10 protein-coding genes are annotated in these 12,083 nt (G+C 59.1%); 7 read left to right on the top strand and 3 right to left on the bottom strand.

Annotated features, from left to right (window positions below):
- Positions 1-22: 22 nt before the first annotated feature.
- The 3 genes from INF61_RS18255 to paaZ form a co-directional block, all read right to left on the bottom strand.
- On the bottom strand, positions 23-1,996 hold the full coding sequence (locus tag INF61_RS18255; RefSeq protein ID WP_023296555.1) for an alkyl/aryl-sulfatase: 1,974 nt from the start codon (positions 1,994-1,996) through the stop codon (positions 23-25).
- A gap of 219 nt (positions 1,997-2,215) precedes the next feature.
- Positions 2,216-4,438, bottom strand: coding sequence for a primary-amine oxidase (gene tynA / locus INF61_RS18250; protein WP_193547981.1), 2,223 nt, complete (start codon positions 4,436-4,438; stop codon positions 2,216-2,218).
- Positions 4,439-4,634: 196 nt separating this feature from the next.
- The gene (gene paaZ / locus INF61_RS18245) at positions 4,635-6,674 is read right to left on the bottom strand and encodes a phenylacetic acid degradation bifunctional protein PaaZ (RefSeq protein WP_063659949.1); all 2,040 of its coding nucleotides are present in this window, start codon (positions 6,672-6,674) and stop codon (positions 4,635-4,637) included.
- A gap of 285 nt (positions 6,675-6,959) precedes the next feature.
- Here paaZ and paaA point away from each other — a divergent pair, with 285 nt between their 5' ends.
- From paaA to paaG, 7 genes are read left to right on the top strand one after another with little or no spacing between them, the layout of a single operon-like run.
- Positions 6,960-7,889, top strand: a complete 930-nt coding sequence (gene paaA, locus INF61_RS18240) for a 1,2-phenylacetyl-CoA epoxidase subunit PaaA (protein WP_193547980.1) — start codon at positions 6,960-6,962, stop codon at positions 7,887-7,889.
- A 12-nt stretch (positions 7,890-7,901) separates the two neighbouring features.
- Complete coding sequence (paaB, locus tag INF61_RS18235; RefSeq protein WP_003857353.1) at positions 7,902-8,189, top strand: 1,2-phenylacetyl-CoA epoxidase subunit PaaB; 288 nt, start codon at positions 7,902-7,904, stop codon at positions 8,187-8,189.
- Between the two features lie 8 nt (positions 8,190-8,197).
- The gene (paaC, locus tag INF61_RS18230; RefSeq protein ID WP_193547979.1) at positions 8,198-8,944 is read left to right on the top strand and encodes a 1,2-phenylacetyl-CoA epoxidase subunit PaaC; all 747 of its coding nucleotides are present in this window, start codon (positions 8,198-8,200) and stop codon (positions 8,942-8,944) included.
- An 11-nt stretch (positions 8,945-8,955) separates the two neighbouring features.
- The gene (gene paaD, locus INF61_RS18225; RefSeq protein ID WP_003857347.1) at positions 8,956-9,453 is read left to right on the top strand and encodes a 1,2-phenylacetyl-CoA epoxidase subunit PaaD; all 498 of its coding nucleotides are present in this window, start codon (positions 8,956-8,958) and stop codon (positions 9,451-9,453) included.
- A gap of 7 nt (positions 9,454-9,460) precedes the next feature.
- A complete protein-coding gene (gene paaE / locus INF61_RS18220; protein ID WP_033486769.1) occupies positions 9,461-10,531 on the top strand; it encodes a 1,2-phenylacetyl-CoA epoxidase subunit PaaE in 1,071 nt (356 codons plus the stop codon).
- On the top strand, positions 10,528-11,295 hold the full coding sequence (paaF, locus tag INF61_RS18215) for a 2,3-dehydroadipyl-CoA hydratase PaaF (protein WP_033486770.1): 768 nt from the start codon (positions 10,528-10,530) through the stop codon (positions 11,293-11,295). The genes paaE and paaF overlap by 4 nt, the downstream gene beginning before the upstream one ends.
- Positions 11,295-12,083 carry a 2-(1,2-epoxy-1,2-dihydrophenyl)acetyl-CoA isomerase PaaG gene (paaG, locus tag INF61_RS18210; RefSeq protein WP_094058368.1) on the top strand — a complete coding sequence of 263 codons (789 nt, stop codon included), beginning with the start codon at positions 11,295-11,297 and terminating at the stop codon, positions 12,081-12,083. The genes paaF and paaG overlap by 1 nt, the downstream gene beginning before the upstream one ends.

Here is a 12,083-nt window from a genome sequence, read left to right as displayed (position 1 = left end):
CGTCCGCCCGCGAGTGCTGCCTTTACGGGGTCACAATGTTAAACCAGAATTCAAATTTATCCATGTAACCGAGCATGGCATCAAGTTTTGCGGCATCGCCGGTCACTTTGATATCGCCGTTATCCTGCGCCTGTTTAAGCGTCACTTCTTTCAGGATGATTTTATTCAGCGTATCGCGGTTGAGGGTCACGGTCGCGTCAGCGTCTTTCGCTTCGGCGTTCGCCGTGTGGTTCAGCACGCCATTTTCCAGCTCCAGCTTGTATTTACCGCCGTCGCTGCCGAGGTCGATGTTAAACACCGATTTTGCATCCGCCGCTTTTTCACCGTTAATGTGCACCGCCAGATAGTCAAAGAACATTTCTGGCGTCATCGCGCGCACGGTATCCGGGCTGGCGGTGTTCGGGGTCGGTCCTTTCACCACGCCGTTACGCAGCTCCTGGGCGCCGGTCAGGTAGAAGTTACGCCACGGGCCTGATTCAGCCTGATAACCCAGCTGCTCCAGCGCATCCGCTTCCAGGTTTCGCGCGGCCTGATTATTTGGATCGGCAAAGACCACTTTGCTGACCACCTGAGCCACCCAGCGGTAGTTCCCCTGGTCAAAGTCGGTTTTCGCTTTGCTCAGGATGGCATCCGCACCGCCCATGTAGTCCACAAATTTCTTCGCGGCTTCTTCAGGCGGCAGTTCGTCCAGGGTCGCCGGGTTGCCGTCAAACCAGCCTAAATAGAGCACGTAGGTCGCTTTAACGTCATGGCTGACAGAACCGTAATAGCCACGGTTTGCCCAGGTATTGGCCAGGGAGTTTGGCAGTTTGAAGTTGGCGGCAATCTCGTCACGGGTCAGCCCTTCGTTCGCCATGCGCAGGGTCTGGTCGTTGATGTAGCGATACAGGTCGCGCTGGCTTTTCAGCAGGTTAACCACGTTGTCGTTGCCCCATGTCGGCCAGTGGTGCTGCGCCATAATGATTTCGGCTTTATCACCCCAGCGTACAATCGCCTGGTTGATGTATTTCGACCATGGCAACGGCTCACGAATTTTCGCGCCGCGCAGGGAGTAGGTGTTGTGCAGGGTATGGGTGACATCTTCCGCTGACTCGATCAGCTTTTTCTCTTCGATATACCAGAGCATCTCAGAAGGCGCTTCCGATCCCGGCGCGAGCATAAAATCATAGGTCAGGCCGTCGATCACCTCTTTCTGACCATCTTTCTCGATGATATTGGTCGGGGCGATCAGGGTCACCGTCCCGGCGGAGGTGGTGGTGCCGAGACCCGCGCCGACCTGGCCCTTCGCATCCGGCTTCAGCAGGTTGCCGTACATATAGCTGGCGCGGCGGCTCATGACGTTACCCGCCATGATATTCTCCGCGACGGCGGCCTCCATAAATCCGGCGGGCGCGTAGATTTTCACCTTACCGGACTTCACATCTGCTTCATCCACCACGCCGCGCACGCCGCCATAGTGGTCAACGTGGCTGTGGGTGTAAATAACGGCGACCACAGGCTTATTACCGCGATTTTTATAGTAAAGATCCATCCCGACTTTGGCCGTTTCCGCCGACACCAGCGGGTCGACCACGGTAATGCCTTCTTTACCTTCAATAATGGTCATGTTTGACAGGTCGAGGTTACGGATCTGGTAGACGCCTTCGGTCACTTCAAACAGACCGCTGATGTTAATCAGCTGGGACTGACGCCATAAGCTCGGGTTAACCGAGTCGGGCGCCTTATCGCCTTCTTTGATAAAAGCGTACTGCTGCGGATCCCAGACGGTGTTGCCTTGCTCACCTTTGATAATGTCCTGAGGCAGCGGGGCAATAAACCCTTTGTGGGCGTTGGTAAAATCGGTGTTATCGGAGAAAGGAAGCTGGTTGAAGAGTGCGTTGTTGGCCTGTTGCGTTGCTGCGGTGGCATCCTTAGGTGCTTCTGCGGCCCAGGCGGAACTGGCAGAAATAAAACATCCCGCCAGCGCGAGACTCCTGACGATCTCATTGATTCTCATCCTAAAACCTCTCAGTAAACTGTGACGTTGTTTGTGGGGACTTCGAATCCTGGTGAAAGTGTGTCAAGAAATGCAAAAGGATTAAGCGAGGTAACAATAACTATAATCGGGGAGAGTAATTCAGCAAGTAAGCGGATGAAAAACCGGGCATTACGCCCGGTCGGTGGGTTATTTCTGCTCTTTTTTCTTGCCGAGCGTTGGCGTCTCGTCAAAGAAATTTCACGGCTTGAGTAACGTGTGCACCCATTCCGTCGGCATTATCGGCCACTCCTCGGCGCGGGCGACATGGGTGGTGCCGGTGGTCATCCAGATGACGTTATCCTGGTCGTTCAGCGATTCGTTATCTTTGCTGTACTGGCCGAGGCCGGTATCGTGCGTGGAACGGTTCGGGTATTTTCCCTCCGGGTACATCTCGTCGGGATGGTAACGCGTCACCCACAGCTGTTTATCCATAAAGCTCAGGCGGTGATAAATCCACTCGTCCGGGGCAAACTTCGCGCCGGACGCTACCGGGTGTGTGCCGCCCGCGTAAGGGATGATCTGATACGAGACCGGGTTGCCCATGCGGTTCTCTTTGCTGGTATTGCTCAGCAGGCGGATGGTGCCCGGGTCAAACTTCTGCGCCGCCTGCTGTTCGGTATCAATATCATACTGATTAACCTGCATGGTGCTGGTGCGCGGTCCGCCAGCGGTGTTCGGTTTGACGTCCGGATCCATGGCCACCAGCTTATTGTTGATGCCGTCCACGTCCATATCCAGACGGAAGTTGTAGATGTGCTGGTGGGTGGTACCGACAATATTATGGTCGATCAGCGTTCCGTATCGGGTGTCATCCTTCGCGGTGGCATCATGCATGGTTTTCGTCTGCACGCCTTTCACCGCTTCAATGCCCGTAGCCCCTGCATCAATGCCGATGGTGCCGTTTTCGTGGAATACCCAGTCGAAGATGTAATCGTAGTTACCCACGGTGCTGACCCAGCGCACCACCAGCTCGCGGCGTTCGGTGCTGACGTTGGGTTTACCTAACTCCTGATGCTTATATTCCGGCCCGGCGTAACGCTCGAAAATGGCGATCGCCCGGGGGATCTCCATTGGCGCGCCGGTGTAATCCGGGATGGTTTCGTTGAGCATCACGGCGTTAGACGGAACATCCTTGCCGCGCACCAGCGGGGAGGTCAGGGTACCCATGCCGTAATCGCCGGAGTCCAGGTAGGCTTTAAAGTACCAGCCGATATCCGGGTCGCCGTACGGCACAATCATGCCGCCGAGCGATCCCTGATACATCACCTGTCGCTTTTTGCCGTTGTCGTTATAGGTCACGGTGGAGATTATCGGGCCGACGCGTGAGTCCAGGCTCAGATGAAAATCCCAGTTCTGCCAGTGCACCCTATCCCCGGTGATGGTGTAGTTCTTGCCTTCCGGCTCGATAATTTCCAGCGGTTTTTTCACCGTTTCAACGCGGTCGCGGCCATCATAAGGGCGCGACGTGAGCGGAACCGGCACGACCGGGCCTTCCTCAATCTTCTGGATTTTCTTCTGCTCGAGATCCACCACCGCAACCAGGTTTTCGATCGGGTGCGCCCAGTAGTTACCGTCGCCCACGTCGAGATAGCTGATCACTTTCAGCAGGCGGTCTTCCTGTTTCAGCCCATCCTTGCCGTCAAAAAAGCCGACGGTAAGCGGAGTGGTGATCACTTTCTTCGGGTCGGTAATGCCGCGCTTTTTCAGCACGGCGGCAAACTCCGGGCTTTCATTGATGATCTGCTGCACGGTATTGAAGTCATCCAGCAGCACCATGCCGTGCGCGTCTTTGATCGGCTCCCAGCGGAGGATCTTTTTCTCCTTCAGATCCACCCGGCTTTCGATGATGTGTTTACCATCAAGCATGATGATATTGGCCTGGCGGGGCGCATCCACCGCCGTGCCGTTAAGCACAAAGTCCCAGACTTTGGCCTTTTCTGGCTCCGCCAGCGCAATCTGGGTAAAGCGGGTATTGGGTTTAAAATCCGCAGAGGCTTTCACAATGGCTACGGCCTGGTTGATTTCATCAGCCGTCAGCGCGTTTAACGGGTGGGGGCTTTTTTCAACCTGGAATGTCTGATCAAGACCGGACTGAAAAACATCGTTGATAAAGGTCTCCGGGATAAACGCCTTATTGTTCTTCATCACCACGGGCACCTGGAGCGTCAGCGGTTTGCCGTTAACGATGGCGGTGTTTGCGCCGGGTTTGACCTTCACAAAGGCACCGTCTTTGACGATGGTGAACATCTGGGCGTAATCATCCCACTGCACGTCCGCGCCAAACGCCTGAAGCGTTTTGTCCATCGGGACCATATGCGCCTCGCTGCCGTGAGCGTAAACAGGGGATTGCCAGGCGCAACAGAGCGCAACGGCCATGGCCAGTGCCGTTCTACGGGCAGAAAAAGAAGAATTGCTTCCCATCGCAGACCTCATCTTGTTGTGTTTATTGTGTTGTGTCAGCCTTATCCTGACAGGGGCGCACGAAAAGCGTTTGCCTGCATCTGCCAGGTTGTTTGTCAGTCTTGCCAGGTTAAAAAAAGAGCGGGGGTGCATCACACCCCGGTCAGGTAGTTGTAGGCCGGGTAAGCGGAGCGACACCCGGCAAGAAAGAGGTGCGTCAGAAGTCACCCTGCTGGCGCGCCACCAGCGTCAGGATGGAGTAGAGCGCCACGGCCTGCTGGTGCTGGTTGAAGATCTCCACCGCCCATTCCACCACGCCGGTGGGTTTTTCCTCGGCATTGCGCTGTTTCTTCAGCGTTTTACGTTTACAGGTCAGGCGCACCTGAATGGTATCACCCGGCTTGACCGGCTCAATAAAGCGCAGGTTTTCCATGCCGTAGTTGGCAATAACCGGCCCAACCCCGGCATCGACAAACAGCCCCGCCGCGGCGGAAATCAGGAAATAACCGTGTACCACGCGCTCACCAAAAATCGACTCCGCCGCGCCAATTTTGTCCATATGGGCGTAGAAATGATCCCCGCTCAGGCAGGCAAAATTCACGATATCCGCTTCCGTCAGGGTACGACGCGGGGTCAGCAGGCTGTCGCCCGGCTGTAACTCCTCGAAGTATTTACGGAAGGGATGAACGCGATCTTCCTGCACCTCCGCGCCACGGACCCACTGTTTACCGATCGCGGCGAGCATGGACGGGCTGCCCTGAATGGCCGTGCGCTGAAGATAGTGCTTCACCGCGCGCAGGCCGCCCAGCTCTTCGCCGCCGCCCGCACGTCCCGGACCACCGTGCACCAGCTGCGGCAGCGGTGAACCGTGGCCGGTGGATTCTTTCGAGGATTCCTGGTTGAGGATCTGAATGCGTCCGTGGGCGCGCGCGGCACCGGCAATAAACTGCCGCGCCACGCGGGTATCTGCCGTAACCAGCGTTCCCACCAGGCTGCCGCCACCCGCCCGCGCCAGCTGCATGGCGTGTTCGGTGTTACGGCAGGGCATCAGGGTTGCGACGGGGCCAAAGGCTTCGGTGGCGTGGACGGCCGGGGTTTCGTCCGGCTGCGGGCAGAACAGCAGGGTGGGCGGGAAGAATGCGCCAGCCGCCTGCAAATCGGCTTTACCACCCAGACGGATCTGGCAGCCCGCGGCAAGGAGATGATCGACTTTTTCCTGCACGTCAGCACGTTGCTCACCGTTGACGAGGGCCCCCATCTTCACCCCTTCCTGGGCCGGATCGCCGACGACCACTTTCTCCAGCCGCGCAATCAGCGCCTGGCTGACGGCGTCAACCTGCGCTTCCGGCACGATGATGCGGCGGATGGCGGTACATTTTTGTCCGGCTTTGGCGGTCATCTCGCGCACCACTTCTCGGATAAACAGCGCAAACTCCGGGTGTTCCGGCGTCACGTCCTCACCCAGCACGCAGCAGTTGAGAGAATCTGCTTCCATGGTAAACGGAATGGAATGCGCGACGATATTCGGGTGGACGCGCAGACTCTGCCCGGTGCTGGCCGATCCGGTAAACGTCACCACGTCCTGGCTGTCGAGCTGGTTCAGCAGATCGCCCGCGCCACCGCAGATCAGGCTGATGGCGCCGTCGGGCACCAGTCCGCTCTCGACGATCGCTTTCACCATCGCCTGAGTCACCTGCGCGGTGGCGGTGGCGGGCTTGATGATGGCGGGCATCCCGGCAAGCCAGGTGGGCGCGAGCTTTTCCAGCATCCCCCAGCACGGGAAGTTGAACGCGTTGATATGCACCGCCACGCCGGATTTCGACGTTAACACGTGACGTGCCGCAAAGCCGCCTTCCTTCGACAGCGGGATCAGCTCATCCTCCGGCCACAGGGTATCGTCCGGCAGCTCACGGCTGCCGAGGCTTGCGTAGGTGAAGAGGGTGCCGATACCGCCTTCAATATCCACCCAGCTGTCGGCCTTCGTCGCGCCGGTCTGAGCTGACAGGGCATAAAAGCGATCCTTCTGGCTCAGCAGATGTTTGGCCACCGCCTTCAGCATGGCGGCGCGCTCGATAAAGCTCATTGCGTGGAGCGCTTCTCCGCCGTGTTCAATGGCGTAACGGCGCGCGGCCGCCATATCCAGCCCTTCGCTGGTGACTTCAAATAGCGTTTCCCCGCTGATGGCGTGGGTGATGGTGCGCTCGCGGCCCCGGCCTGATTGCCAGGTGCCGGACAAGAAGCTGGCTAACTGCTGCATTTCTTCTCTCCAGATGTTTCGTGATTTCACTGTAAATAGTTTGATCGCGAATCATAAAAATCAAGCTAAGTTTTAATGAATTGTTAACGCTGTGATCTGTATTGCTTAACCTGACCACCCAGAAGCCTTGCGTCATCGGCCTTTAATCAAAAGGCTTGCGAGCGTCGTCACAAAATAAACAAACGCTTCTTGGGGTTATATTTAACCTTTGTGTAACTTTTAAGGAAACAAATGATTCACCATTTTGCTATTTGTGGTGATTTAACGAATCATAAAGGTGGTTATGTGACGCAAGAACAACGCTTTGAGCAACGCATCGCACAGGAGACGGCCATCGAGCCGCAGGACTGGATGCCGGATGCCTACCGCAAGACGCTGATCCGCCAGATTGGACAGCACGCCCATTCTGAGATTGTCGGCATGCTGCCGGAAGGAAACTGGATCACCCGCGCGCCGACGCTGCGCCGGAAAGCCATTCTGCTGGCGAAGGTGCAGGACGAAGCCGGACACGGCCTGTACCTCTACAGCGCGGCGGAAACGCTGGGCTGCGCCCGGGAGGACATCTATCAAAAGATGCTCGACGGCAAGATGAAATACTCCTCCATCTTCAACTATCCGACCCTGAGCTGGGCCGATATCGGGGTCATTGGCTGGCTGGTGGACGGGGCGGCCATTGTGAACCAGGTGGCGCTGTGCCGTACCTCTTACGGCCCGTATGCCCGGGCGATGGTGAAAATCTGTAAAGAAGAGAGCTTCCATCAGCGTCAGGGTTTTGAGGCCTGCATGGCGCTGGCGCAGGGCAGCGAAGCCCAGCGGCAGATGTTGCAGGACGCCATCAACCGTTTCTGGTGGCCCGCGCTGATGATGTTCGGACCCAACGACGACAACTCCCCAAACAGCGCCCGCAGCCTGGCCTGGAAGATCAAACGCTTTGGCAACGATGAGCTTCGCCAGCGCTTCGTGGACAACACGGTGCCTCAGGTGGAGATGCTCGGTATGACCGTGCCGGACCCCGACCTGCGTTTCGATGAAGCGAGCGGCCACTACCGCTTCGGCGAAATCGACTGGCAGGAATTTGACGAGGTGATCACCGGGCGCGGGATCTGCAACCACGAACGTCTGGCCGCAAAACGTAAAGCCTGGGGCGACGGCGCATGGGTGCGTGAAGCCGCTCTGGCCCACGCGGAAAAACAACGCGCCCGCCAGGCCGCATAAGAGGAATCAACCATGAGCAATGTTTACTGGCCGTTATACGAAGTTTTTGTCCGTTCGAAGCAGGGGCTGTCGCACCGGCATGTGGGCAGCCTTCACGCTGCCGACGACCGCATGGCGCTGGAAAACGCGCGCGATGCCTATACCCGCCGCAGCGAAGGCTGTTCCATCTGGGTGGTGAAGGCGAGTGAAATCGTCGCTTCCCAGCCGGAAGAGAGCGGGGAGTTTTTCGATCCGGCGGAAAGCAAGGTCTACCGCCATCCGACGTTTTACACCATCCCTGATGGCATCGAGCATATGTGAGGTTGGGGATGAACAACGTATCTGCTTATGCCCTGCGTCTGGGCGACAACGGTCTGGTGCTCTCACAGCGTCTGGGCGCCTGGTGCGGCCACGCGCCAGAGCTGGAAATTGACCTGGCGCTCGCCAATATCGGCCTTGATCTGCTCGGGCAGGCGCGCAATTTCCTGACCTACGCCGCTGAACAGGAGGGTAAGGGCGATGAAGACACCCTGGCCTATGGCCGCGATGAGCGTCAGTTCCGCAATCTGCTGCTGGTGGAACAACCAAACGGCAGCTTCGCTGACACCATTGCCCGTCAGTATCTGATGGATGCGTGGAACGTGGCGCTCTACGAGCGGCTGATCCATAGCAGCGACAGTCAGCTTGTCGCCATCGCGGCAAAAGCCATTAAGGAGGCACGCTATCACCTGCGCTTTAGCCGCGGCTGGCTGGTGCGGCTGGGGGACGGAACAGAGACCTCCGCACAAAAAATGCAGCAGGCGGTGGATAGCCTGTGGCGCTTTACGGCTGAACTGTTCGACGCCGACGACGTCGAGCTGGCGCTAATTGATGACGGCGTGGCGGTTGATCCGCGCGACCTGCGGGACCCGTGGGAGCGCGAAGTGTTTGCTGGCCTGGCGGAAGCCACCCTCCGCGTGCCCGAAGAGGTGGCGTATCGCACGGGCGGCAAGAAGGGGCTACATACTGAACACCTCGGGCCGATGCTGGCAGAGATGCAGTATCTCCAGCGCGTTTACCCCGGCCAGCAGTGGTAAAGGAGGACGCCATGCAACGCCTCGTCGACATCGCGCCTGCACAAATCCCGCAGATTTGGGCGCTGTTAAGCCAGATCCCCGACCCGGAAGTGCCGGTGCTGACCATCACCGACTTAGGCATGGTGCGCAGCGTGAAGGCGCAGGGGGAAGGCTGGGTCATCGGCTTCACGCCAACCTATTCGGGCTGTCCGGCAACGGAGCATCTGCTGGGGGCGATCCGCGAAACCCTGACCGGAAACGGCTTTAGCCCGGTACATATTGTGCTGCAACTGGAGCCCGCCTGGACCACCGACTGGATGACCGACGATGCCCGCAGGCGCCTGCGTGAATATGGCATCAGCCCGCCTGTCGGCCATAGCTGCCATGCCCACGTTCCCGCAGAGGTGAGCTGCCCGCGCTGTGCGAGCACCGATACCTCGCTTATCAGTGAATTTGGTTCTACGGCCTGCAAAGCGCTCTACCGCTGCAATACCTGCCGTGAGCCCTTCGACTATTTCAAATGTATTTGAGGCTGCCATGACAACGTTTCATTCATTAACAGTGGCAAAAGTAGAACCCGAAACCCGCGACGCGGTGACCATTACCTTCGCGGTGCCGCAGGCGTTACAGGAGGCGTACCGCTTCCGTCCCGGTCAGCATCTGACCCTGAAAGCCAGTCCTGGCGGGGATGAACTGCGCCGCTGCTACTCCATCTGCCGGAGCACCGCGTGCGGTGAGATCAGCGTGGCGGTCAAAGCCATCGAGGGCGGACGTTTTTCCCGCTATGCCCGGGACGAGATCAAACCGGGCATGGCGCTGGAGGTGATGGTGCCCCAGGGGCAGTTTGGCTATCAGCCGCAGGCCGAACGCGAAGGCCACTATCTGGCGATTGCCGCCGGGTCCGGGATCACCCCGATGCTGGCGATTATGTCCGCTACGCTGGCCACTGAAGCCCACAGCCACTTCACCCTGATTTACGGCAACCGCAGTAGCCAGAGCATGATGTTCCGCCGGGCGCTGGCGGACCTGAAAGATAAATACCCGCAGCGTTTGCAGCTGATCGCCATCTTCAGCCAGGAGACGCTCGACAGCGATCTGCTCCATGGCCGCATTGACGGGGAAAAGCTCCAGGCGCTGGCAAAAACGCTGGTGAATTTCCGTCAGTACGATGAAGCCTTCATTTGCGGCCCGTCGGCGATGATGGATGAGGCCGAAGCGGCGCTGCAAGCGCTGGGTATGCCGGAAAAAGCGATCCATCTTGAGCGCTTTAACACGCCGGGTACCGCCGTTAAACGGACAGCCAGCGTGCAGGCCGACGGGCAGAAGGTCACCGTCCGTCAGGACGGGCGCGACAGGGAGATCACCCTGACGGCGGACGACGAGAGCATTCTTGACGCGGCCCTCCGTCAGGGGGCGGATCTGCCTTACGCCTGCAAGGGCGGCGTATGCGCCACCTGCAAATGCAAAGTGCTGCGCGGAAAAGTCGATATGGCGACCAACTACAGCCTGGAGCCGGACGAGCTGGCCGCAGGCTATGTGCTGAGCTGTCAGGCGCTGCCGTTAACCGCCGATGTTATCGTCGATTTTGATGCGAAGGGGATGGCATGAGTGAACTGATTGTCACCCGTCATGGCCGCGTGTTGCAGCTGACGCTAAACCGTCCGGCGGCGCGCAACGCGCTCAACAATGCGCTGCTCCTGCAAATCGCGGAGCAGCTTGAGGCCGCCGCCGCGGATGCTGAGATCGCCGTCTGCGTGATTTCCGGCAACGAACGCTGCTTTGCCGCCGGGGCCGATCTCAACGAAATGGCGGAGAAAGACCTGCCCGCCACCCTGAACGATATCCGCCCGCAGCTGTGGGCGCGGATCAACGCCTTCACCAAACCGCTGATTGCCGCCGTGAACGGCTTCGCGCTGGGGGCAGGCTGTGAGCTGGCGCTGCTCTGCGATGTCGTGATTGCCGGCGATAACGCCCGTTTTGGCCTGCCGGAAATCACCCTCGGGATCATGCCGGGCGCAGGGGGCACCCAGCGGCTGATCCGCAGCGTGGGCAAATCGTTGGCCAGCAAAATGGTGCTGACGGGCGAAAGCATCACGGCGGTTCAGGCGCACAGCGCCGGGCTGGCCAGCGACGTCTACCCGGCCTCGCTGACGCTGGAGTACGCCCTGAAGCAGGCGGCGCTGATGGCGCGCCACTCGCCGCTGGCGCTACAGGCGGCGAAGCAGGCGCTTCGCCAGTCGCAGGAAGTCCCGCTTCAGGCCGGGCTGGCGCAGGAGCGTCAGCTGTTTGCGCTGCTCGCAGCCACCGACGATCGCCGGGAAGGTATCAACGCCTTTTTACAAAAACGCACCCCAGACTTTAAAGGACGCTAATTGTGGAATCTATTCTGAGCCATGTTGAGCAGGGCGTAATGACCATTACGCTGAACCGCCCGGAGCGCCTGAACAGCTTTAACGACTTCATGCACCAGCAGCTTTCCGAATGCCTGAAGCAGGCCGAGCGCGATGACGCCATCCGCTGCCTGCTGATCACCGGGGCAGGACGCGGTTTCTGCGCCGGGCAGGATCTTAACGACCGTAACGTCGACCCGAACGGCCCCGCGCCCGATCTGGGCATGTCCGTTGAGACTTTTTACAACCCGCTGGTGCGCCGCCTGGCAAAACTGCCGAAGCCGGTGATTTGCGCGGTTAACGGCGTGGCGGCGGGCGCGGGGGCCACGCTGGCCCTCGGCTGCGACATGGTGATTGCGGCCCGTTCAGCCAGCTTTGTGATGGCCTTCAGCAAGCTCGGGCTGGTACCGGACTGCGGCGGAACCTGGCTGCTGCCGCGCGTGACCGGACGCGCCCGCGCCATGGGGCTGGCATTGCTGGGCGATAAGCTCAGCGCCGAGCAGGCACAGGCCTGGGGAATGATCTGGCAGGTGGTGGACGACGACCAGCTCTCCGCCACCGCACAGCAGATGGCGCTGCATTTTGCCTCGCAGCCGACCTTTGGCCTGGGCTTGATCAAGCAGGCGATCAACGCCGCCGAAACCAATACCCTCGACGCCCAGCTTGATCTGGAGCGCGACTATCAACGTCTGGCCGGACGCAGCGACGACTACCGGGAAGGCGTCAGCGCGTTCCTGGCAAAACGCGCGCCGAACTTTATGGGGAAATAA

The organism is Enterobacter cloacae complex sp. P18RS (assembly GCF_014982105.1).
Taxonomy (GTDB): Bacteria; Pseudomonadota; Gammaproteobacteria; order Enterobacterales; family Enterobacteriaceae; genus Enterobacter; species Enterobacter hormaechei_C.
This window is presented reverse-complemented; position numbering and strand designations above follow the sequence as displayed.